Source organism: Paenibacillus sp. UMB4589-SE434, from assembly GCF_030226685.1.
Taxonomy (GTDB): domain Bacteria; phylum Bacillota; class Bacilli; order Paenibacillales; family Paenibacillaceae; genus Paenibacillus_B.
In genome coordinates, this window is record NZ_JASOYK010000003.1 from 460,148 (window position 1) to 481,922 (window position 21,775).

General features: G+C 43.1%; 28 protein-coding genes. All 28 read left to right on the top strand.

The genetic code is table 11. From position 1 onward, the window contains the following. The first annotated feature begins 17 nt into the window (after nt 1-17). Nucleotides 18-242: a hypothetical protein gene (locus QP775_RS14655; RefSeq protein WP_285107058.1), complete on the top strand. Its 225-nt coding sequence runs from the start codon at nt 18-20 to the stop codon at nt 240-242. Nucleotides 243-258: 16 nt separating this feature from the next. Then, the gene (locus tag QP775_RS14660; protein WP_285107059.1) at nt 259-483 is read left to right on the top strand and encodes a hypothetical protein; all 225 of its coding nucleotides are present in this window, start codon (nt 259-261) and stop codon (nt 481-483) included. A gap of 69 nt (nt 484-552) precedes the next feature. Beyond that, nucleotides 553-816, top strand: a complete 264-nt coding sequence (locus QP775_RS14665) for a hypothetical protein (protein WP_285107062.1) — start codon at nt 553-555, stop codon at nt 814-816. A 77-nt stretch (nt 817-893) separates the two neighbouring features. Then, entirely contained in the window at nt 894-1,622 is a 729-nt protein-coding gene (gene terS, locus QP775_RS14670; protein WP_285107063.1) for a phage terminase small subunit, read from the top strand. Beyond that, nucleotides 1,615-3,048 carry a phage terminase large subunit gene (locus tag QP775_RS14675; RefSeq protein ID WP_285107065.1) on the top strand — a complete coding sequence of 478 codons (1,434 nt, stop codon included), beginning with the start codon at nt 1,615-1,617 and terminating at the stop codon, nt 3,046-3,048. The genes terS and QP775_RS14675 overlap by 8 nt, the downstream gene beginning before the upstream one ends. An 11-nt stretch (nt 3,049-3,059) precedes the next feature. Next, nucleotides 3,060-4,541, top strand: a complete 1,482-nt coding sequence (locus QP775_RS14680) for a hypothetical protein (RefSeq protein ID WP_285107067.1) — start codon at nt 3,060-3,062, stop codon at nt 4,539-4,541. Next, nucleotides 4,504-5,763, top strand: a complete 1,260-nt coding sequence (locus tag QP775_RS14685) for a hypothetical protein (RefSeq protein WP_285107069.1) — start codon at nt 4,504-4,506, stop codon at nt 5,761-5,763. The genes QP775_RS14680 and QP775_RS14685 overlap by 38 nt, the downstream gene beginning before the upstream one ends. 2 nt (nt 5,764-5,765) lie before the next feature. Further along, on the top strand, nt 5,766-6,146 hold the full coding sequence (locus QP775_RS14690; protein ID WP_285107071.1) for a head decoration protein: 381 nt from the start codon (nt 5,766-5,768) through the stop codon (nt 6,144-6,146). 13 nt (nt 6,147-6,159) lie between these two features. Next, nucleotides 6,160-7,170, top strand: coding sequence for a major capsid protein (locus QP775_RS14695; RefSeq protein ID WP_285107073.1), 1,011 nt, complete (start codon nt 6,160-6,162; stop codon nt 7,168-7,170). Between the two features lie 16 nt (nt 7,171-7,186). Continuing rightward, nucleotides 7,187-7,474 carry a Rho termination factor N-terminal domain-containing protein gene (locus QP775_RS14700; RefSeq protein ID WP_285107075.1) on the top strand — a complete coding sequence of 96 codons (288 nt, stop codon included), beginning with the start codon at nt 7,187-7,189 and terminating at the stop codon, nt 7,472-7,474. Continuing rightward, on the top strand, nt 7,464-7,898 hold the full coding sequence (locus tag QP775_RS14705) for a hypothetical protein (protein ID WP_285107077.1): 435 nt from the start codon (nt 7,464-7,466) through the stop codon (nt 7,896-7,898). The genes QP775_RS14700 and QP775_RS14705 overlap by 11 nt, the downstream gene beginning before the upstream one ends. Nucleotides 7,899-8,159: 261 nt before the next feature. Next, nucleotides 8,160-8,468 (top strand): hypothetical protein, encoded by a 309-nt coding sequence (locus tag QP775_RS14710; protein WP_285107079.1) that lies wholly within the window; start codon nt 8,160-8,162, stop codon nt 8,466-8,468. After that, nucleotides 8,465-9,046, top strand: a complete 582-nt coding sequence (locus QP775_RS14715) for a hypothetical protein (RefSeq protein ID WP_285107081.1) — start codon at nt 8,465-8,467, stop codon at nt 9,044-9,046. Before QP775_RS14710 ends, QP775_RS14715 begins: the two co-directional genes overlap by 4 nt. Before the next feature lie 3 nt (nt 9,047-9,049). Continuing rightward, entirely contained in the window at nt 9,050-9,478 is a 429-nt protein-coding gene (locus QP775_RS14720) for a hypothetical protein (protein WP_285107083.1), read from the top strand. A gap of 11 nt (nt 9,479-9,489) precedes the next feature. Then, complete coding sequence (locus QP775_RS14725) at nt 9,490-9,657, top strand: hypothetical protein (protein WP_285107084.1); 168 nt, start codon at nt 9,490-9,492, stop codon at nt 9,655-9,657. 34 nt (nt 9,658-9,691) lie between these two features. Beyond that, nucleotides 9,692-10,480: a hypothetical protein gene (locus QP775_RS14730; protein WP_285107086.1), complete on the top strand. Its 789-nt coding sequence runs from the start codon at nt 9,692-9,694 to the stop codon at nt 10,478-10,480. 53 nt (nt 10,481-10,533) lie between these two features. Then, nucleotides 10,534-10,863 (top strand): hypothetical protein, encoded by a 330-nt coding sequence (locus tag QP775_RS14735; protein ID WP_285107088.1) that lies wholly within the window; start codon nt 10,534-10,536, stop codon nt 10,861-10,863. 288 nt (nt 10,864-11,151) lie between these two features. Next, nucleotides 11,152-15,558 (top strand): phage tail tape measure protein, encoded by a 4,407-nt coding sequence (locus QP775_RS14740; RefSeq protein WP_285107090.1) that lies wholly within the window; start codon nt 11,152-11,154, stop codon nt 15,556-15,558. Continuing rightward, on the top strand, nt 15,555-16,103 hold the full coding sequence (locus QP775_RS14745) for a phage tail domain-containing protein (RefSeq protein ID WP_285107092.1): 549 nt from the start codon (nt 15,555-15,557) through the stop codon (nt 16,101-16,103). The genes QP775_RS14740 and QP775_RS14745 overlap by 4 nt, the downstream gene beginning before the upstream one ends. Nucleotides 16,104-16,120: 17 nt before the next feature. Continuing rightward, nucleotides 16,121-16,519 carry a phage tail fiber protein gene (locus QP775_RS14750; RefSeq protein ID WP_285107094.1) on the top strand — a complete coding sequence of 133 codons (399 nt, stop codon included), beginning with the start codon at nt 16,121-16,123 and terminating at the stop codon, nt 16,517-16,519. A gap of 12 nt (nt 16,520-16,531) precedes the next feature. Continuing rightward, complete coding sequence (locus QP775_RS14755) at nt 16,532-17,536, top strand: tail fiber protein (RefSeq protein ID WP_285107096.1); 1,005 nt, start codon at nt 16,532-16,534, stop codon at nt 17,534-17,536. 18 nt (nt 17,537-17,554) lie between these two features. Further along, nucleotides 17,555-17,806: a hypothetical protein gene (locus QP775_RS14760; protein ID WP_285107098.1), complete on the top strand. Its 252-nt coding sequence runs from the start codon at nt 17,555-17,557 to the stop codon at nt 17,804-17,806. Nucleotides 17,807-17,819: 13 nt separating this feature from the next. Next, nucleotides 17,820-17,960, top strand: a complete 141-nt coding sequence (locus tag QP775_RS14765) for a hypothetical protein (protein ID WP_285107100.1) — start codon at nt 17,820-17,822, stop codon at nt 17,958-17,960. A 48-nt stretch (nt 17,961-18,008) separates the two neighbouring features. Continuing rightward, entirely contained in the window at nt 18,009-18,533 is a 525-nt protein-coding gene (locus QP775_RS14770; protein WP_285107102.1) for a phage distal tail protein, read from the top strand. 10 nt (nt 18,534-18,543) lie between these two features. After that, a complete protein-coding gene (locus QP775_RS14775) occupies nt 18,544-20,574 on the top strand; it encodes a phage tail protein (protein WP_285107104.1) in 2,031 nt (676 codons plus the stop codon). A gap of 70 nt (nt 20,575-20,644) precedes the next feature. Continuing rightward, nucleotides 20,645-21,190: a stalk domain-containing protein gene (locus QP775_RS14780; protein ID WP_285107106.1), complete on the top strand. Its 546-nt coding sequence runs from the start codon at nt 20,645-20,647 to the stop codon at nt 21,188-21,190. 61 nt (nt 21,191-21,251) lie between these two features. Next, nucleotides 21,252-21,449: a hypothetical protein gene (locus QP775_RS14785; RefSeq protein ID WP_285107108.1), complete on the top strand. Its 198-nt coding sequence runs from the start codon at nt 21,252-21,254 to the stop codon at nt 21,447-21,449. Nucleotides 21,450-21,505: 56 nt separating this feature from the next. After that, nucleotides 21,506-21,766, top strand: coding sequence for a hemolysin XhlA family protein (locus QP775_RS14790; RefSeq protein ID WP_350338973.1), 261 nt, complete (start codon nt 21,506-21,508; stop codon nt 21,764-21,766). Nucleotides 21,767-21,775 lie beyond the last annotated feature (9 nt).

The window sequence follows — 21,775 nt, forward strand, 5'->3', positions numbered from 1 at the left end:
TATAAAGGAGGGGTTAAATGATAGATTTGGGGTTAAATATAGGTGGTCAATTTTCAGAAATAATTTTAAAAATGTTCAAATTATTATTAATGTACATGTTCTTACCTTTATTTGTGTTGGCAATAGCTCTAAAAGTATTAAGAGTACGTGGACATGCGTTTAGTATTGTAATGGGTGTTGCAGGACTATGTTGTCTGTACTACTTTGGGACACACGGCATACTAGATATGTCGCAAAACTAATGAGGTGAATGTGAATATGAAAACAAAAATATTTATGAGTAATGGTAAAGAATATAAAGTCAGTTATGACATTGAAACATTAAATGAAATGTTTTTGACTCATAAAGATGGGTCTCTGATTAATGGGATGGTGTACTTCTCAGGATTTGCATTAAACCCAAGTCATATAGCCTCTTTGGAAGAAGTGAAAGCACCGCAAAAAATTAAAGTTAGTGACAAAGCGTCGATTTTTGGATCCTAGTAGGTGCTGTTGATATCTTGGAGGAAATACCTTCCTAATGTCGAATTATGACGAGAGGGAGGTGATAGAATGGCTATGTCAAAATGTATAAGCTGCGGGCATCATTTGTTCGAGCTTAGAGAAGCAAACGTACAAAGAGCAACATATAAGTATTATTTTATTCAATGTTCATCGTGTGGGGCAGTAATTAATTCTGTCGAGTATTATAACATCGGCAATAAGATTGAAACGCATACTAATGATCTTGCAAGAGAATTATCTACGTTAAGGGCACAAAACGAAGAAATGAAATATCAATTGCAATGGATAACTCAAAAACTGCAGAGCAGATAAGCACCTTAACCGGTGCTTTTTTATTTTCTCATTACAAAACAACACTAACCAAAATATGGAGGTGGTGAGATGTGTAAATGATGGACAAGCACATATTAGCAGAGCAGGATTACATGCTGGGCCTGAAATACAAAGAGATCGCAGACAAATATGACGTTACGCTCAACACAGTAAAGTCGTGGAAGCAAAGACATAGCTGGCAAAGAAATAAGGGTGCACCCGATGGAAAAGGTGTGCACACAAACAGAAAGGGTGCACCCGAAGGCAATCAAAATGCTCTCGGGAACGATGGCGGTGCTCCAAAAGGAAATAGCAACGCTGTAACACATGGATTCTTTCGTAAGTACCTACCCGATGACACCGCTGATATTATGCAGCAGATAGCGGAACGATCACCATTGGACATGCTTTGGGATCAGATCATGATTCAATATGCAGCTATACTTAGGGCGCAGCAGATAATGTTCGTCAAAGATCGTGATGATAGTACAACGACCAAAATTGAAGAAAAAGGCGGCAATGTATGGGGTGAGAAATGGGAAGTGCAGCATGCTTGGGATAAACAAGCGGCATTCCTATCTGCACAAAGCCGTGCTATGAGTGAGTTGAGGTCGCTTATTAAACATTATGAAGAAATGTGTCGTCAAGACGATGCAGACGAAGAACGGACCCTGAGAATAAGCAAACTTAAAGCTGAGGTCCAAGTGCTAGAAGGCGACAATAAAGGTTCAGATACAGAAACATGGCAATCGGCATTGGAAGAAGTAGCAAAACGACGTCGAGAGAAGTTGAGCGGACATGAGTAAGCCATACAACGTTGTTGTAGACTTGATTGATCTATATTGGGACGATCCTGCAGCTTTTGCACAAGACATACTTAACTTTGATCCCGATGAGTGGCAAGCAGTTGTAATGAGGGATTTAGCCCAGCATCCTAAGGTAAGCGTAAGATCAGGGCAAGGAGTCGGGAAGACAGGCTTAGAGGCTGTTATTGTGATATGGTACTTGTGTTGTAGACCGCATCCTAAAGTGATTTGTACAGCTCCAACCAAACAGCAACTTTATGACGTGCTGTGGGCAGAGGTTGCAAAGTGGTTGAACACTTCACATGTTAAAAACTTGTTGAAGTGGACAAAGACCAAAATTTATATGGTCGGCCAAGAAGAGCGTTGGTTTGCGACAGCTAGAACAGCGACACGTCCTGAAAATATGGCAGGCTTCCATGAGGATTACATGCTCTTTGTAGTAGATGAGGCTTCTGGTATTGCAGACCCAATCATGGAAACGATCCTTGGAACATTGTCTGGCGCTGAAAATAAGCTGCTCATGTGTGGTAACCCAACACGTACAAGCGGTACGTTCTACGATTCACACAATAGGGATAGAGCGGACTACAGGACCCATAAGGTATCTTGTCTTGATAGCCCTCGCACAAGTAAAGATAACATTGCCATGCTTAAACGTAAGTATGGAGATGGCAGCGATGTATACCGGATTCGAGTTGAAGGAGAGTTTCCACGCGGTGAATCCGATTCGTTTATATCATTAGAAGTTGTGGAGCATGCAGCTAAAAAAGTAATACTCGAACCGACAGCCGATGTGTTGACAGTTGGTGTAGACGTTGCTCGATTTGGAGACGACGAGACATCCATATATGCTGGACTTGGTGGGAGAGTTGTTAAAGAGCACCATCACTATAAGCAAGACACAATGGTGACTACAGGATGGGTTCTGAAGCTGATTCGTGATGTATTAGATGAGCACCCAGAGATCAATCATGTACGTGTAAGAGTGGATGATAGTGGTGTTGGTGGTGGCGTAACGGATCGACTAAATGAAGTTGTGTCTGAGGAAGGACTTCAATATGAGATCATTCCCATCAATAACGGTTCTTCTTCGTTGGATGAGCACTTTGGAAACCTAGTGACAGAGATGTGGTCATCTGTTCGGGATCAACTTGAGAAAAACATGAGTATTTTTATGCTTGGTTTGGAGCCTGTGTTGCAGCTTCCTGATGACGATGTGCTTATTGCACAATTGAGTACTCGTAAATGGAGTATGACGAGTAAAGGTAAGATGATACTGGAAAGTAAAAAGGACATGAAGAAGCGTGCGCTAAAGTCACCTGACAGAGCGGACGCTATTGTTTTGACCTTTGGAGAGTATATGTTAGACCCATCAGAGCATATTATGGTTCCGTCGATTGGTGGAGTAAGCCTCAAGCGGAGATAGGGGGTGAGAAATTGAAATGGTATCAAAGTCTCGTGTATCGATTGGCTGCGTCAGTATTGCCAGCAGAAATACGTAAACAGATGATGGGTGCCGGTAGACTGACGGAACCTAAAAATGCAAATAGATGGGACATGTTTAGTTGGTTGCCGAAGAAGTATCAACACGCACACAACTTAGACCTAACAAAGCTGCAGAGCTATACGGCTGAGGAATTATTGGAGCTGCTAGTGTCTGTTCATCCTGACGTATCACACGCACTGTACACTTACTTGCGAATGGGAGATACTAACTTAACCTTTACGGCAAAAAAAAGTAATGGTAGTGACGATAAGAATGGGCAACGATCACTTGATGAATTAAAAGAAATGCTTAATACTCCTCTTGATTCGGCTGGGTACCAACATGGTAGGTCATTGGAAAAGTTGGACACAATCCAACGGATGATGGTTATGGTCCGTGGGGCGTGTGCAGGTGAAGTTGTGTTGAACGAACGCGCGAATGACGTAGTTGACATAGTGCCAGTAGATCCATCGTTGATATGGTTTCGGCGTGATACAGAGACCAATCGTCTAATACCGTGGCAATATGTAAAGAATCCTCGTATGAAACAAGGTGAAACGTGGTTTGGGCAATATAAGCGAATTGACACGCCAACCTTCATATATGAGGAACTGGACCCCATGGTCGATGATCCATATGGGCGAACACCTATTTTGCCTGTGCTACAAGTTGTGTTCTTCCATCTGCAGGTGTTACAGGACCTAAAGGCCGTGGTCCACAATCAAGGTTATCCACGGTTGGACATATCACTGATGGAAGAAATCATGATTAAGAACATGCCGAGGAATATTGCTCAGGATCCGAGTAAGCAAAAAGAGTACCTGACACAACGATTAAACGAGATCCAGACTCATTTCGAATCATTAAATCCAGATGATTCATTATTCCATTGGGACAGCGTTAAGGTAGAGTATTTAAAGGGTGGAAATAGCGGACCTATGATTGATGTCAAGAAGCTAATTGATATCATAGATACCCAATTGGCAACATCCCTTAAAACATTACTTACACTGTTATCCAGGCATCAAGGATCAACTGAAACGTATAGCTCTATTGATACACAAATCTATATAAAAACTATAGAGTCCGCCCGAAGCGTCACTAAACGTTTTTGGAAACGGGCTTTTTCGATTGCAGCACGTGTAAGGGGCGTTCAAACGACTGTTATAGCAGACTATGATCCAATTGATCTGAGAAGCGAAAACGAAGTGGAAGCTGATCGAAAGGCCAAACTGTACAATCTCACTGAGGCGGAGAAGAATTACTACATCACTCCAGAAGAGGCTGCACAGGAGATGAGATGGACACTTGGGTTTGATCAGAAGATACCACCTGAACTGCTAGAACGACTTCAGAGCAAGCATGATAAACAGTTGGAGGGAGGTGAAGAAGAAAATGGCGAGACCGACAGCGGAACAACTGGCGAAGATTAATAAACTTGCAGTAGTCCCTTTAACGGAAGATCAGACACATGTGTTTACAGCAAAAATTATAGGGACCAAGAGAATCGATAAGTACAAAATGAAGATAACACCTAACTTCCTTCGTAAGATGGCAGATCAAGTAAAAGAAGGTGTTGCGCTGCTGTTGGATCATTCTTGGACGAAGTTTGGAGCTCTATCTTTCCCTTATGGGCGTACATTTGACAGTCTCATAAAGCAGGAGGCCAATGGAGAACTAGAACTGTATGGAGATCACTATATGGTCAAAGGACAGGAGATTGACGGGATAGCTACAGATCACCTTGCTTTGGGAATTGATTCAGGGACGATATTTGATACTTCCGCAGGTTTTATCACGACAGAACATAATTGCAGCATTTGTGGGGACAGCTATTACAGATCAAACTGCTCACATATTCGTGGCCAACTGTATGATGGGAAAGAGTGCTTAGTCCTAGCGAATGATGGATATATCATGGAAAACTCCATCGTATTTGATGGTGGTTATGAAGGAGCTGGAATTACCAGAGGAACTTTATCGGCCCTTCCTAATAACGAGGATGAGGAAAGTCAAACTGAATATGAGCCGTTATCATTAGACGCTAAATCACTAAATGGTGATGAACGCGTCTTTTACTTTTTTAGTAACAAAGGTGGAGTATCAGCCTTTACTGCAAAACAAAATGCCCAACTTAGGGCTGAAGGAGATGAAAGCGTGACTGATGAACAGAAAGCTGCTGCATTGGCAGCACATCAAACAACAAATGTATTGAGCCAAATTAAAACAGCATTGGGTGTTGAAACAGATGACACTATCCTAGCGAAAATAAACGCCTTAAGCGTTCAAGCAAAAGTAGGTGAGCAATATAAGTTGAATCTTATCGAAGAAGCAAGTGGTGCAGGGGTGAGGGCACTAGGTGAAGCTTTTAACGTTGAGGCAATGAAGTTATCCTTGTCCCATCTACAAGTGTCAGAGATCGAGAAGATCCGTGATACGTACAATGAACATGCAAAAGCAGTGCTAGGTGGCGGTGGTCGCCACACAACAGGTGAAGATATTGACTTGCCTGCAAATGCATTGAATAGTGCACCTACAAATCCTCAAGACAAAAGCGAACTTACACCAGAACAACGGCAGGCAAAGGCAGCGGAAGATGCAAGGGCTTCACTGAAACGTACAGGCTTTTCTCACCTTATGAAGGGGGACAAATAATTATGAATCCATCACAATATGGAGGCGCTCCTGGACCCGGGGTAACATACACCCAAGAATTTAAGGAAGTGCTTGCTTCAACAGCATTGCAAGCGAAGCTGCCAGGAGGCGTGTTGCTAAAGAAGGGAACAGGAGTCTTGGCAAAAGGAACAGTTCTGGGTCGAATCACAGCAGCAGGTGCAGACAAGGACAAGTTCATACCTTACAACAAGGCAGCAACAGATGGCTCACAAGTGGCCGTGTGCATCTTAGACAATGATGCAGACATTTCTCAATCCGATATCGGTGCTTCGGCGTGGATAGCAGGCATTTTTGATTCTACTAAACTGACAGGGCTGGACACAGATGCAAAGACTGTTTTAAAGCTTTGCTATTTCGTATAAGGGGGAAATTAAATTGGCAAATGTATTAGATCCGTATTACCTTACTGAAATGGTGCAGGTTATTCGCACCGACATTACACAGTTCCGTGGAGCGCAAATCCTTACAGGCGGATCAGATTTGAAACCAGAACTTGGATTAACAATCGAATATGATATCACATATGACGAGACTGGGATGACTCCACCAACCGGTCTTAATGATGAGTCCCCTATCCGACACAAGCCGGCTATTGGACATTTGAACTTTACAAACCAGGAATGGCGGGAAAAGAAAATTATAGACCGTGAAAAGATTGCAAAACTTCGTGCACCTGGAACTCAGCTAGAGCGTAGTTGGGGAGAACAGTACATGACAGAATGTATGGTTGAGTTGAACCAACGTTTAGAAACACGGTTCGAGTGGCTTCGGTGGACATCGCTAAAAGGGTCGTTGCTTGTTCCAGCTACATCGTCTAAGCCTGCATACCCAGTTGACTACAAGGTGCCTAACTCTCAAAAACCTACAGCGGCTGTACTGTGGAGTGATACAGTTCTTTCTGATCCATTAGCAGATATCGATAAGTGGAAACTCTTGTATCGTGGTACTGGAGCACAGCCAAAACGCATTGTGGTGAATCAGAAAGTTGACGTCTACTTGAAACAGAACAAAAAGATTCAGGATCTTGTTAAGAACATGTTTGGACGTGACCTTGTATCTGCTGATAGCTTAAAAGGAGTGGTACAGCAGCTATGCGGCCTTGATTATGAGGTTTATGACGGTGGATACATCGATGATACAGGTACATTCCTCCCGTTTATCCCTGACAATGTTTGTATCATACTGGGTGAGGGAGCTACAGGTACTATGATGGACTTAGTAACCAGTCCAAACAACTATGAGGACATTTTCCAAGGTCATGTAGGCAAGTTTGCAGTTGCCAAGGAATTTAAAAGAGATCCAGATTATTGGGCTGTGGTAAATGGCGCTACTGTGCTACCACGTTTGAAATATGTAAACTGGCATATTTACGCAACGATCGCATAAGAGAGGTGTGTATCTAATGACAACCATAAAAGTGTTGATCGAGGGCGTGGGAGATTACAGTGCAGGGGATATCATAAAAGATGCCCCTGCAGGTCTTGTCCATATCGCAGAATCTCAAATCAAAAACGCTGCCACTGGTGAGTTAGTGGCGGAGATTGTAGACAACGCCACAGAGGATAAGGACGAATTGGCTGAGTTAAGAGCGAAGGCAAAAGAACTCGGTGTCCCTAAATACTCAAAAATGAATCGTGATGAGTTAACAGCAGCTATTGACGCACAAGGTGCTCATACAGATGGCGAATAAAATACTAATTACAGATACTTATCATCGAGAGATTCAGGCGCTTCTTGGTGTCAGTGACAAGATATTACCTAACACTGACATCGATGCGCCTTCTGTTTTGTTCGTCGCTGAAGCAAAAGTAATTGCTGCAGTTCCTGATTATGCTTCACTCCTAGATGATGATAAAGCTTTTCTCTATGCAGCCACTATTCATATGGTGGCTGCTATATTAGCTCCTTCAATGTCCACTAGGATAGCTAAGTCCAAAAAAGATTTTGACTTTTCATATGAGCATTTCCAGATTGATTGGCAGAAGCGTGGGCAGTTACTGATGCAAGAGGCGTACGACTTAATAGATTTCATTTCCACACAGGATACAGCTGAACATCCGGTATTTAGTGCAACAGGACCTACAAGAGTGAGCAAGAAACGCGGGGTGCATTGAATGTTTCATGAATTCTCCCATCGACACACACATTGCACTGTGGATGGTAAGGAAGATTGGGTTATTTTATCTCGTGATAGCAAGTCAACATCCATCATATCGAGAGAATACCTTTTTAATGGTTTATTCGCCTCCAATTCAGGCGTTTTAAGCGGTTCTGTTGTTGAAACGTCAGATATATACCTAGTACAGTCGAAACGGCTCACAACGGAAAAGGATGCGTACTGCGGGCTAATAAAAACCAATATAGATGTTGATGTGTTGAGATACAAGCAAGAGTATGACGCCTTAGACAACCCGAAAGGAAGACCGGACTTTGCATTAGAACAATCCGGTGTTACGGTGTTTGTCCAATACGTTACTGCAGCTATGAGGCAACAGGACATAGGTCTACTGCCAGAAACAGAATACATCATCATTGCACCATTGAGTTTAAAGGTTAGGGGGCCGCAAGAGTCTGGTCATCCTGAACGTATAATGATAGGGAAACAACCGTTTATGGCTAATGTGGTGGACAAGGTTAAAATGCCGAACCTGCTATATACACAACTATCGGTGGATATGCGATGATCACGCACTACACAGGATTCGACGCTGAACGAGCTGCACAAGATTTACGGCGTGATTTATTCCGTGAGGCTGAACATCTAACCGACCTGATCATGAGAACAGCACATGTAAACATCCGCCACTACCCCAATGTTCGAAATTACTTGCAAAAGCAGGTCTTTTTTTTAGGTAATGGAATGTTAGTGGGGGAAGTAAGCGCCGATCATTGGGAAGCTTGGCTGGAGCAGTTTGGTAAAGGATCAATGATGGCTGGACCTCAAGAGAATAGAGGTTTAGTAACATATATGAACTCGGAAGCATGGAACAAACTGCGATCGAGGACTACACGAGCGGTGTTAGGACGTTGGGAAGGTAGTTACAAAGGCATTGACGGAACTGTCAGGTATTCGGGAGGTTCGTATGCGGGCCGCAACCTTGAAGCATTGGCACAAAGCGGCGAGTTGGATGCAGGGTTTCTTCCCACGCCTCCAAGCTTTTTTATGCGAAATGCGGTCAAAGAAAATCGCAATCGGATCATGCAAGGATTTATGAGGGTTATACAGGACTTCCCTTATCATAGATACTTTTTAGGAGGGTGACATATGAATCTCATTGATGCGGTTTATGCAACCCTCAGGTCAGATCAAAAGATATTGCAGATGCTAGGATTACCTATTGCTCCTACTCAAGAAGAGTTAGCAAAGAGGATAGTTCGAGGGATGGAACCTGATCACACTATTACAGCAGATACAATCCCGATGATTCTGGCATATATCAAGCCAGGACGATTCACTCGTAACCACTTGGTATATGAAGGGAAGTTTTGCTTGGAGTTCTTGAGCCATACGACTAAACAAACTCGGGAAATGGCTGATCGAGCGTTTGATCTGTTTCACGATAAATCAATTCAATTACAAGGGTTCCGCACATTTTGTTGTGAACTGGCATTTGATACGCACTTTGCAACGGGCATTACAGGCGTTAAAGGGTATTCCGCAGTGTATGACGTAGATTATCTACGGATGAATTGAGGTGATAGAAAGTGGCCACGAAAGAGAAAACAGAACTTGAAGCACTTATTCAAGAGAAAATTACTCTGGCTCAGAAGTTAGGCTTATGGGGCGACTTAGAACCTGTTGATGGTTACAAAGAGGTACCTGAGTATGCACGAATAAATGAAATTGATAAACGACTATGGGAACTGGTTTAGTACCGGTTCCTTTTTATTATAAGGAGGCACACACATGCAACCATTAGTGTTTGATGGAGTGGGTACGATTTGGGCATTAGGCCTAGATGGATCGTTGAAATACATTGATGAAAAGATTAATAAGGTCACAATGCAAATGCAGTTCGACTGGGAAAAGGTCATGGGTGGTGATTCGGGTTATGCCTTCCACTACACAGCAAAAGACCTTCAGGACAAAGTAAGTATTGAGGTTCCACGTTATTCTCCAGCGCTTGCTGAATTATCTCAGGGCGCAGAAACAGTGAGCGGTGAAGTTAGTTTTGATGAAAGCGAAGAAGGAATCTTAAACCCCACTAATGGATACACGGTCACAGCTCCTACAAAGTTCAGCGGCACATATGCAAAGGATAGTGAAAAAGTCTATTTGAAAGACAATATCACAGGCGCGTTAAAGCCACTTACAAAAGCAGCGACTACACCTACGGCCGAGCAATATAGTGTAACTGATGACGGGAAAATCACCTCAAACAGTGCAAATGATGACAAAAACATCATTGTTCTATTCAAATGGAAAAAGGATAAAGGTACTCGAACCGGACTATCTGGAATGCGTAAGCCAAAACCGTTCAAATTCATTCATCGTTTTACACTGACAAATGACAAGACTGGCGAGCCTGTCGCATGCCAATTAACGATCTTTAAGGCGCTAGGCGGCGGTACATTGGACGTTTCGCAGGAGCGTAAGAAACCACAAGTTAACCAGATGTCACTTGAGATCATGGAAGCAGACAAAACACCTGATAATCCGGACGGGTTTGCGGCCACGTTAACATTCGGATTGTAACAATACTCCCCCCTGCCTTGCTGGTAGGGGGTATTCATATTGGAGGGTAAAGGATGAACGAACAAACTATGGATCAATCCTTGAACATTGGCAGCGAGATTCGTCTTTCAGAAGGATGTATTAAACATGTGAAAATCGGCAGCGTGAAGCTAATACGTCAAGTACGACAACTGATGAAGGATGTAAAATACAAGTTTTCGCATTGCATAGGTCGGGAGTTAACAGTCGTGGGTCCTGACGAAATAGACTTCCCTGCAATGGAGACTACTTACAAGGAATTGTTCACGCTGCTTCTGGTTGATGGTTTGACGGATGAGGAATACGACGAAATCGACGAGTTCGGCATCGAGGAGTTGGATAAAGTCCTAGAACGATTTCTATAAGGAATCATTTCCGCCTGATCCTGATAGAGACGAAGACGAGGATAACGATGGCGGAGAAACAAATTGGCTTGATTTGTGGGCTCTGTGCGTCTCTAACGGCATTTCAGACAGTGAATGGGAGGATATGACCATTCCTAAGATACGGGCGCTCATGAAGGCTAAAAAACGTGATGAAGAGTTCGAGGTAATTATTCACGGCGGAGAAATCCAAAACAAGAAACCGAAGAAGGCGATGTACCTGTCTGACCTCGGGTTCTATTCACCAAAGTAAGGGGGTGAGGTAGAAATATGGCTGATGGTATGAATCAAGATGTCGTAGCAGGTCGATTACAATTTGACGTATCAAAGATACTTCCAACATTTAGAATGATTGATAAAGCAGTAGAACAGAATGCCCAATCATTCCGCGCATTGAATCAGATAATTAGTGTGGCGGAGAAGAATTATAAATCGTTGTCTCAATCAATGGACCGCATGGCGTTGGGATCGGATGAGCGGCGCAAAAAAGTGTTGGATGAATCAAATGCTTTAGTGGCTCAAAGGACTGCTCAAACTGAATTACTAAGAGCTAAGACCGAATCACTTAACAAGATAAATCAAGTCACAGACTCTAAATTACAAGCTCAAGAGGCTATCGTAAAACGGCGCAATACAGCAATCGAACAGCAAGAGAAAGAACACCAACAGAAAATGGTGATATTGCAACAACGTGCAACTACGGCATCAGGACAAGAAAATCTTGTTCAGGCGCGTATAGATCGTGAATTCCAGTTGACTCGAAGTCACCATAGCAGAATGGAGCAGCAAGCGCAGCTGCACGCTGCACGAATGGCTAGGTTAAACCAAGATTCATCGCGCGGGTTGGAAATGTCATCTCAATACCTATTACTAGGAACGATGTACTACACAGCCGTCAGAGAGGCAAAAGAGGCAATCAGTGTCATAAAGGACTTTGAATACACACTTGTTAGCTTGCAACGTGTAATGGGCGACACAGCGGATATAGGAATCGTTAAGGAGCATATGATATCCGACGCAAAGGAATATGGATATGCTCTGAAAGAGATTGGACAAGTTTACGTATCAGTTGCACAGCAAGGGTTCAACGAACAAGATACATCAGCCCTTGCCAAAACAGCATTGATGGCCGCAAACGTTGAGCAATCATTTACAGGAGCTGCGCAAGCACAAGATTTAATGACGGGTGCGATCCTTAACTATAGACTGGAGGCTCAAGAGTCCGAACGACTACTGGACCGATTAAATGAGGTATCGAATAACTTTGCAACAAACTCAAATAAATTGCTTCAAGGTATTAACAGAGCTGGTGCAAGTGCCAAAAACGCCAACGTACCTATTAATGAGCTTATCGGATATTTGACAGTACTTAACCAAGCAGGATTTAGCGGATCGGTTGCAGGTAATGCCATCAAGTCATTTATCTCATTCTCAAGCCGTGATAGCGCCATCGAAAAGCTTGAGAAGTATGTCGGTACTATTAAACAAGCCAGCGGCGAGATGATGCCTTTCAGCGTCCTACTGGATAAACTCGCAGCCAAGTGGTATGACCTTTCCGACGCTGAACGACACGAGGTAACCCAAGCAGTTGCACGTGGTGACCAGGCTTCACGTTTTATTGCGATCATGGACAACTATGACAAGGTTGTTGATGTTGCAACAACTGCTGAGAACTCATTCGGTTCAGCTCAACGAGAGAATGCCCTTACGATGTCAACCCTTGAGAAACAATCCATGCAGCTCAAAGCATCGTGGGACGAATTGGTTATCACAATGGGTGACAATGGTTTGCTTGCTGTGCTGAAAGAGATCGTTAATTTTGGTCGTCTCTTGGTGGATGGGTTTAACTCATTACCTGACCCTATAAAAAATACGTTGACGGCGGTGTTATTGCTTGGTGGAGCAATATTAACACTTAACACAGGGGTTCGTTTATTAACAGGTACTTCCTTGACGGCAATGGTTATGGGGCTTGTTAACGGAGCTAGGGCGATGCTTGGGTTAAAGACTGCCACTGATGCAGCCAATCTATCACAAAAAGCATTTGTAGCAACGCCATTAGGAGCTACTTTAACGGCAGTATCAATAGCTATTGGAGTGGCAACTACAGCATGGGCTTTGTATTCAGGATCACAAAACGAAGCTAATTCAGCAACACGGCAAAACGACAGGGACACCTATGCACTTGCTCAAAAATACTCTGAATTAAAATCCATTGTTGATGACAACACAAGGTCGGACAAGGAGATTAAACAAGCAAAAGACGAGTTATCACTTGTCATTGAAAAAATAAGCTCTTTAATGCCAGGTTTGATATCTCAGTGGGACGCTCATGGTAGAGCAATAGACGTAAATATAGAAAAACTGGGTGAGTGGAAGCAAAAATATGCTGAAAGCTTGCGATTGGTTGAGAATAAGAACATACAAGATTTGACGCAAAAAAGAAACGAACTTCAAGGGAAAATTGATCGCAATCAGGATACTCAACGCAATCTTAGTGAAGAAGATTTGTCCTTTTGGGATAGGGTGAAAGGGTCATCTGTTGAAGATAAAAGGACACAGATAGCCGGTGAAATACTGGAGGATGGTCAAGAATTAGCTAAAATAGACCAACAACTTAAAAATAGCCAAAGCACCCTAGATGCAATGGATGGGAAAAATAGCAAGGCTCCCGAGAAAAACAAGAAGCATGGCGGAAGACAAAAGACAGATGAACAGGTTGCAGAAGAATACCAAGAACGCAAGAATGCATTCACCTCAAAAATGAATGAGTTTAGGCATCTGGTAAATATGCAAGCTGATGGGTATCGAGATGCTAAAGGCCAAGCGGAAAAGTTGAAAGCAATCAAAAGCCAGTTTGGTGATATGTCCGAAGAGGATCTATATGGGATTGATGAAGAACTGCACCGTTTAGGCCAAGGTAAAGCAGTAAAAGCAAAAGGGCTGGGCGGATCTAGTCCCAAACCCAAAGCTCCACCAGCGTTTAAGTTCCCATTGGACGGTATTGACGGACAGGTCAAACAAGCTCAGATGGCTATCGAATCGGCTTCGAACTTAATTTCTTTCTTCGATGCCAAGAGCGCGACTTTTGCTAAATCAGTAGATACATCATCAACTCGACTAGAACTATATCGTAATCATCAAAATAAGCTGCACGAATCAAATAAGAGTTTGCGAGAATCTTTGTCACAGCTTCAAACAAAGCAGAAAGAACTAAACTCTTTATACTCATCCGGAAAAATCTCTTTAGAAGACTACAACAAGCATTCCGAGAATGTAACAACTCGAATTGCCTCTGTTACAAAAGAAGTTGATTCCAATGCAGCAGCTTGGTGGAGAGACTTAGAAGCCATTCAACAGGTCAAAGATAAGTTGCTTACGGATTCTTTGGCTAAGTCAGAAGAGTTTATTCGTCACTATACGGCCATGGGTCAGATGTCCGCGCAAGGGTTTTATGATGCATGGATGCGTATCCAGTCAAGGTACGATCCTAAATCAAAGTCAGAGACAGAACGGGATTTACGCAAGAAGGCCGACGAACAGGTTTATGCTGCAAAAAAAGCTCTGCTGCAGGAAGAAGATAAGACCTTAAAACAAAAGTCTGATAAAGAGCAAAAGATAGCGGATGACCTGCTCAAGAGCCATAAGAAGCGTATTCAGGACGCAAAGAAAGCCGAACTTGACGCCATCCAACAAGCAAGAGATAAATTCCTCGAAGCGCAAGAAGAAAAAATAAAGGCGATCGATCAACAGATTGCCAAAATGCAAGAAGCCAATGACGAACAAGATTATGAATCTAAGTTGGCCGAAAAACGCGCTCGTTTAGAATTGCTTCAGTCAGCAGTTGGACCAGATGGAATAAAGGAACGCGGCGAAGTAGCTAAAGAAATTGAGCGAATGCAGCTTGAACACGATCGATTATTAACCAAGCGCGGCCTTGAATCTCAGAAGAAGAAGCTGGAAGAAGAAAAGCAAGAGAGAGAAAAGGCGTTTGATGCTGAGAAACAAGCTGCTAATGATAAATACGATGTGCTACTGCAAACCTTTGACGAGTTTAAGGACGATGTATCTAAGATTGAAGATGCCATAAAGCAATTCCGGATATCAAGCAACCAAGAAGCCAATAAGACTATACTGGCTGAATTGGATGCTTTTTTGGCTGAGTACAAGGCTAAAATGGCTTATATCACTAGCGCGAATGCTACTTTAGGCATGAGTGAGAAAGAACGCGACTTACAACGGTACAACGCCAATATAGACAAGTGGAATGCTGGAGATGCAAAAACTAAAGCAGAAGCTCATGACGAGAACGTGGCTCTAAGAAACAAATATGGCATCACGAAAGATACAGGTAAGCTTCAGAAATTCAAAACTGGCGGTATCGTGCAGGGTGTGAGGAACGAGGAAGTACCTGTTATCGCACATGCTCAAGAAATGGTTTTGAATGATTACCAACAAGGGAACTTATTCAAATTGTTGAATATGAGTTTGCCTAGTTTGAAGATGGCAACACCATCGTTTGCTATGGCGAGCGGAGAGTCTTATGACGTTACCAATCATTACACAGTCTCAAATGTAGTGCATCTTCATGATGATGCTGACATTGATTCCTTTTATAGTGGGGCCGATTCACTTGTAAGGAGATTTCAGTCGCGGGCGGGGGTGAGACCAAAATGATAGATGCCAAAGTTAATGGAGTATCGTTTAAATCGCTAGGATTAGGTCTGATTCGGCATGATATCCCTGTGTTGCCTCCTACCAAAGACTACACGATAGAAATTGCAGGTAGGGACGGAGAACTTGATTTTGGTGTCACTTACGGCCCTCGAACAATTGAATTGGAATGTGTTGTAATGGCGAATGACACCACGATTGACTATCACAACAAGGTAGCAGGTATAGCCCGTGTATTTAATGCTAAACGAGGGGATCAAGCATTTACCTTTAGCGACTTACCAGGGAAGAGGTATATGGCCCGTTATTCAGGCACGCTTCCAATCGAAAAAATATTGTTTGATGGTCGGGTGACTATTCCATTAAAGATGGTTAATCCTTGGCCCGAATCAGATGAAAGAGTCACTGAATTGACGATAACACATTCTCCTGAGGTGACTAGCATTACATCAAAGGGTGATGTTCAAGCGGAGCCGATCATTGTTTTAACCAATACCGGTTCCAACTTGATTAGAAGTTTTCGGATAACGAACGAGTACACGATTTGACAGGAAGGAGCACTTTTATGAATATTTCAAATTGGCTATCAGCAGCAATGCTTAACGCAGCCTTACGTAATACCGCATTTACGCCGCCTACAAGTATCTTTCTTGCTCTATATACATCAGACCCGACTCAGGCGGATACAGGAACGGAAGTCACTGGCGGTGGCTACACTCGTATGCCAATTGCTTTTTCGGCTCCTGCGGTCGAGGGCGGCAAGCAGACAGTTAAAAACTTAGCTGATATTGAGTTTCCGATTGCTGCTGCGGATTGGGGGCAGATAACACATGTTGGACTTCGAACAGCAGCGACAGGCGGTAATCTGTTATGGTCAGCGCCGATTCCGAACCCCAAAACGATTCAGTCAGGCGACAAACCGAAGTTTCTAAAAGACAGCACTATCGTGCGGTTCACACAATAAGGAGGTGCTTGGATGGCACAATTAACGATGTACCCTGCAGTGGTCAACAGTCCAGGCACCGAACTTGCTGCAGCTATATCAGTGAGTGACACGACAATCACATTAGTCAGTGTGATGGGGATTCCTGCGGCTCCAAATTTGCTTACGATAGGTAGCGACGAGACTGCTGAGACGATCCGATACACTGCGGTAAACGGAAAGACACTTACGGTTGAGCGCGCTTTTCAAGGCGCAGCAAAATCGTGGAGCGCAGGCGCCAAGGTGGCGAGGTACTTTACCGCGTATGATTACGATGCTCTTAGACAGAATGTAGGCGACCTAGATGCATCGAAGGAGACACCAGCAGGAGCACAAGCAAAAGCTAATACCGCAGAGGCTAACGCCAAAAATGCATCAGCTTCTAAAGTGCATGCACATGCTGCGGGGGACATCAGTTCCGGTACATTACATGTTGATCGGTTGCCGAAAGCAAGTACAGGGGCACAAGGTATTGTACAACTTAATAATGCAACAAATAGCCCAGCAACGGATCAGGCAGCAACGGCTGCAGCGGTTAAAGCAGCAATGGATCAGGCAACTGCGGCTTTTACGTCAGCCAGTGATGGGAAAAACCAAATCGCTGAAGCCATCACTGGCAAAGGTGTACCAGCAGCAGGGAGCGATACGTTTCCAGTTCTGTCTAATAAGATTGGTCAGATCCAAACAGGAGTTAAAAAAGCAAATGGTACTATTCCCGAGGTAACGACAGTTGTAGAAAACTACGCTGCTATATCAATCACAGTGACGGGGTTAACTTTTAAACCTAGTCTGTTGCAATTAAGAACTTACGATAATCAGACTGACGGAGATTTATACCTGTACAGCTACGGAGCCAACTTAGTTAATAACTTTGCTACTAACAACCGCACCAAAACAACTAAGAATGCTGTTGCTACGATGAACAACGATGGATTTAACGTGAAAATATATTGGGGCGCATACTACGCCTATGATATACAATGGACTGCCGTAGAGTAGTAGAAAGGAGCTATTAAAATGAGGACATTAGTTATCTATGATAAATCAGGTTATATAATTCAGGTTATGTCAGGTGATGTGCGTGAGCCGATAGGTATTCCCTACTTATCAGTAGAGATACCAGAAGGCAAGCAAATAGAGCGCGTTGATGTGTCAACAGAGACTCATGTTGCAGTGTTTTCAAATGTACCAAAGTCTGTAGAAAAAGAGGTGAGTGACATAAAACAATCCATTGCAGAACTAACTATGCTACTAGCAAGCAAACAATAAGGGGGCTGAAACTATGGTTTTCGATAAAAACAGCGGTCTGGTAAAAGTGTGGGCAAGTCTTGTTGTGCTGGGCATATATAAACTTGATCAAGTGCCACAAATTTCTAATCTCAAACAGGCAGTAAGTGAAGTAATTGATGATTTAGTAGCGTAAGCGCCACCGTAGAGGTAGGCGTTTTTATTATGGGCGGAGGTGTCCTAATTGTTTAACCTAACTCCGTTTAACCTTGCACCTTTTAACCGCATCAGGTACATTGAGACGTTTTTGACTGTGACTATTGATACAGTAACGGACGCTACTGCAAGGTTAAACGTAGATATTCCAGTGTCCGTAATAATCGACAGCGCCACCGAATCTCAATTCGCTCTGACGCGTGAGATAACGCTTATTACTCAGCCGTTAGAGACAGCCACGGAACTGATAACGCGATTGCTTCGTGAGCGGCTAATGTCGGTTACTGCCGATACAGCAACGGAATTTAGCATTGATGTTACTTATTCGCACGTCGATGAGATCAAGTTTACCGGAGATTTTAAGCCGGGTGATAGGCTTGTCATCGACACAAAAAAAATGACGGTCACGCTCAACGGCCAGAACGTGTTGCATCTATTTGACGGTGACTTTTTTAACCTTGTGCTTGGCACGAATAAGCTTATGTATACAGACGGCGAAAGCGCTCGCAACATACTGACGCGGATCACGCACCGTGATAAATTCTTATACTAGGAGGTGCTGAGTGAACTATTTACAGTCATACGATAAGAACCTGCGACGGGTCGGTATTCTTAACGAAGTCGATCCAAATAGCATACAACGACGAAGACGGCTCAATAGCGATTATGAGCTGTCTTTTTTAGTTCCGATGACATCCGATGACTTTCGCGAGAAAATACAGCTCAAGGGACACGTCAAGGATGAGCGCGGGCAGTATTACATTATCAACTCTAGGCAGCGTGTACGAGATGGACGCAAGCTGACGGCTGCTATAACCTGCACGCACGTCATGTTCAAACTGACGGATTACAAAATCCCGTATGGATCGTATATCTCAGAAGCATTCGGGTGTCACATCTCACGGCTCCTTGATACGATATCAGCCGCGACAGGCGGCAAGTATACGTTTAGCATCGATAACACATTTGATTTGTTTGACGTCAAAGATTGGGGGCGCGGTAATGCGCTCCAAGCGCTCAATGACGTTGTTAAGATGTATGGCTGCGAGTTAGAGCCCGACAACTTCCGTATTCACGTTCGCAAAAAGATAGGTGCAGATAACGGCTTACAATACCGCATTGGTAAAAACATCGTATCAACGAACTTTAAAGACGATGCAAACTCGCTTGTCACAAGAATGTTCGCACAGATGAAGGACGGGAGGACGTGGATCGGTCAGCCTGCGTCAATCTTGGCCGACGATGAGCGCAGCCTTTTGTCTCAAGTTCCAGGTGCAATTGTTGACGGGAAGCTTGCGGTTAACTATTTAATATCGCCATATCAGGCTGCGTGGAGCAATGATACAAACGCCTACTTCGATGGGGAGATCATAGAGCAGAGTATTGAGGACCCATTAAAGCTGCTCGAAGCTGCGAGAAAGGCCCTGCGCGAACAAGAGATGCCAGCACTTGAGATTGCAGTTTCAGCAGCAGACTTATTCAAGTTGGATAGGACAGAGCCGCGCCCGCAGTTGGGCGATACCGTCCGTTGCATTGATCCAGAATTAGGGCTTAATAACATCACAGCAAGGATAACAGACCTTACAGAGTACCCTTACGCAAAAGATAAACACTCACAAGTAACGGTCACTAACGTAATGATGAGGGATTATGAGGACATAATTGCCGACCTTGAAAAATCAAAACGTGTCGTTGACAATATCTTCAGTGCAGGGAAGATCCGGACAGATGTGTTCGAGGCATTTGCGAAGCAAGCTATCACAGACATCAATAATTCGAAGACAGAGTTGGTATATCCAGCAGAAGGCGGAATACTTGCACGGGACAAGAACAATCCATTAAGACAAGTCCGGTTAACTGCAACAGGGATCGGCGTATCAACAGATGGTTGGCAATCGGTACGAGCTGCAATTACAGCCGATGGAATCATGGGCGAGAGGATCATAGGGCAGATAGGTAACTTTGATTCGTTATCTGTAGGCAGTGGTAACAACATCATTCTCTTGAACCGGACTGCCGGGCTTTCTGCAGGGAATGCCGATTTTAATTCAGCGCCATTTCGCGTAGACTTTCAAGGTAATGTTGTTGCGCGGAGTATTAAATTGACAGGTCAGATCGATAACTCTGATTTGTATTCATCACGCATCAATGCAGGGACAATAACTGGTTCGCTAATTACAGGTGCACAAATAATTGGTGGTAGCATTAAATCTGATACAGATATTGATGTAACACGCGATGTTCGTGTTGGTAATAATATTATATTGGGCGGGACAAATGAACTGGTTGCAAAAAGTGTTGATTTTGCTGGAGCAGGTGCAGTGTATTCTGATTACCTGATGAGAAGGGTTATTGTTTATGGTCAAAATGGTGTTTCTTTAATGGGAGGCTCATCTGGAGTTTATATTGGCTACCCAGAAGAGGTTAATAGGGTAGTAACAGTGGGATTTCTGCAAAATAAGTTAAATGAAATGTGGAATGTTATAAACGCAAAATCTGATAAAACACACACACATACAGTGTCAATTCCAAACCATAACCACGGTAATCCTCAAAATCAAAACAGTGGAGGAGGAGTTTTCACAGTAAGTTAAAATAAACCTTTATTATAACTCTCGGGATTTGGTATATTTTATATAAATACAAATAACGGGAGGTATTACCGTGAAGAAAATAATAATAGGTTCTTTATGTTTTATAATCTTAATCGCTGGATCAGCTGCCTATGCAGCAGGGGAATCATTGGTAGGCAAAAAAGTGACTAGAACAGTCGAAGTAATCGTAAATGGCCAAAAAACAAATGCTGAAGCAGTCGTTATAGATGGCGTTACTTACGCACCAGTGAGGGCTGTTGGCGAAATAACTGGATCGACTGTGAAGTATGAAGGAGGTGTGGTTACACTGAATAACACTCAAGGCAAAGAACAAACAATGAATATTGTACAAGTTAACTCGCGTATTTCTGATATAAATGAAGCAATACCACCATATAAAAGAACCGTTAGTGTTATCAATGAAAATTTAGAAAAATTAAAAGGTAACTATGAAAATGAAAAAATATTTGAAAAGACGGGTATAAAATTTGAGGATAGCGCAGATTTCAAAAGAGGAACTAATGAGATTAAGCGAAACGAAAGTGAAATTGATAAGCTTCAGAAAGAGCTTGTAGTGCTTGAACACTTGAAAAAAGAATTGAATATGGAAAAATAGATTTTAAAGCCTACGAAATCACTCGTAGGCTTTTTATTATGCCAATGGAGGGATTTATACAATGAAAGCGAGACAATTACTTGAATGCACAATAGATATTAACGATCCAGTAGCAGAGTTATCAGCGGTGATATCGCTTGTGCTTCAAAGTCATCCAGGTAAGCAAGAAGATATTCTTCGCTTACTCGATCAAGAGATTGGAATTGCACTTGCGGCCTTTGAAACCAAGGATATAGTTCCAACGGAAACAGAAAAATAAATATCAAGTTTGCAGATGACTCTCGATAAAAATCGGGAGTTATTTTATTTGAGGAGATGAGGACATTGGGTGATCCACAGGTTGAAACGTTACAACGCTTAACAAGAGTAGAGACAAAGATAGATGGCATCGAGGAAAAATTGGACGATGCAATTAACGGACGGGACTTAGCAATAGAGGCGTTACAGTCGTCGAAGTCTGCTCATCGCCGGCTAGATAAGATTGAGGACAACCAAAAATGGTTATGGCGAACGATTGCCACATCAGTGATTGGGATAGTGATAGCAGCAGTTGTAACAGCAATTAAATTAACCTAGGGGGAATTA

What these genes read in the sequence shown, in the direction of transcription:
- QP775_RS14655 (WP_285107058.1), top strand. Translation starts at nt 18, where the DNA reads ATGATAGATTTGGGGTTAAATATAGGTGGTCAATTTTCAGAAATAATT.
- QP775_RS14660 (WP_285107059.1), top strand. Translation starts at nt 259, where the DNA reads ATGAAAACAAAAATATTTATGAGTAATGGTAAAGAATATAAAGTCAGT.
- QP775_RS14665 (WP_285107062.1), top strand. Translation starts at nt 553, where the DNA reads ATGGCTATGTCAAAATGTATAAGCTGCGGGCATCATTTGTTCGAGCTT.
- terS (WP_285107063.1), top strand. Translation starts at nt 894, where the DNA reads ATGATGGACAAGCACATATTAGCAGAGCAGGATTACATGCTGGGCCTG.
- QP775_RS14675 (WP_285107065.1), top strand. Translation starts at nt 1,615, where the DNA reads ATGAGTAAGCCATACAACGTTGTTGTAGACTTGATTGATCTATATTGG.
- QP775_RS14685 (WP_285107069.1), top strand. Translation starts at nt 4,504, where the DNA reads ATGGCGAGACCGACAGCGGAACAACTGGCGAAGATTAATAAACTTGCA.
- QP775_RS14690 (WP_285107071.1), top strand. Translation starts at nt 5,766, where the DNA reads ATGAATCCATCACAATATGGAGGCGCTCCTGGACCCGGGGTAACATAC.
- QP775_RS14700 (WP_285107075.1), top strand. Translation starts at nt 7,187, where the DNA reads ATGACAACCATAAAAGTGTTGATCGAGGGCGTGGGAGATTACAGTGCA.
- QP775_RS14705 (WP_285107077.1), top strand. Translation starts at nt 7,464, where the DNA reads ATGGCGAATAAAATACTAATTACAGATACTTATCATCGAGAGATTCAG.
- QP775_RS14715 (WP_285107081.1), top strand. Translation starts at nt 8,465, where the DNA reads ATGATCACGCACTACACAGGATTCGACGCTGAACGAGCTGCACAAGAT.
- QP775_RS14720 (WP_285107083.1), top strand. Translation starts at nt 9,050, where the DNA reads ATGAATCTCATTGATGCGGTTTATGCAACCCTCAGGTCAGATCAAAAG.
- QP775_RS14730 (WP_285107086.1), top strand. Translation starts at nt 9,692, where the DNA reads ATGCAACCATTAGTGTTTGATGGAGTGGGTACGATTTGGGCATTAGGC.
- QP775_RS14735 (WP_285107088.1), top strand. Translation starts at nt 10,534, where the DNA reads ATGAACGAACAAACTATGGATCAATCCTTGAACATTGGCAGCGAGATT.
- QP775_RS14740 (WP_285107090.1), top strand. Translation starts at nt 11,152, where the DNA reads ATGGCTGATGGTATGAATCAAGATGTCGTAGCAGGTCGATTACAATTT.
- QP775_RS14745 (WP_285107092.1), top strand. Translation starts at nt 15,555, where the DNA reads ATGATAGATGCCAAAGTTAATGGAGTATCGTTTAAATCGCTAGGATTA.
- QP775_RS14750 (WP_285107094.1), top strand. Translation starts at nt 16,121, where the DNA reads ATGAATATTTCAAATTGGCTATCAGCAGCAATGCTTAACGCAGCCTTA.
- QP775_RS14755 (WP_285107096.1), top strand. Translation starts at nt 16,532, where the DNA reads ATGGCACAATTAACGATGTACCCTGCAGTGGTCAACAGTCCAGGCACC.
- QP775_RS14760 (WP_285107098.1), top strand. Translation starts at nt 17,555, where the DNA reads ATGAGGACATTAGTTATCTATGATAAATCAGGTTATATAATTCAGGTT.
- QP775_RS14765 (WP_285107100.1), top strand. Translation starts at nt 17,820, where the DNA reads ATGGTTTTCGATAAAAACAGCGGTCTGGTAAAAGTGTGGGCAAGTCTT.
- QP775_RS14785 (WP_285107108.1), top strand. Translation starts at nt 21,252, where the DNA reads ATGAAAGCGAGACAATTACTTGAATGCACAATAGATATTAACGATCCA.
- QP775_RS14790 (WP_350338973.1), top strand. Translation starts at nt 21,506, where the DNA reads ATGAGGACATTGGGTGATCCACAGGTTGAAACGTTACAACGCTTAACA.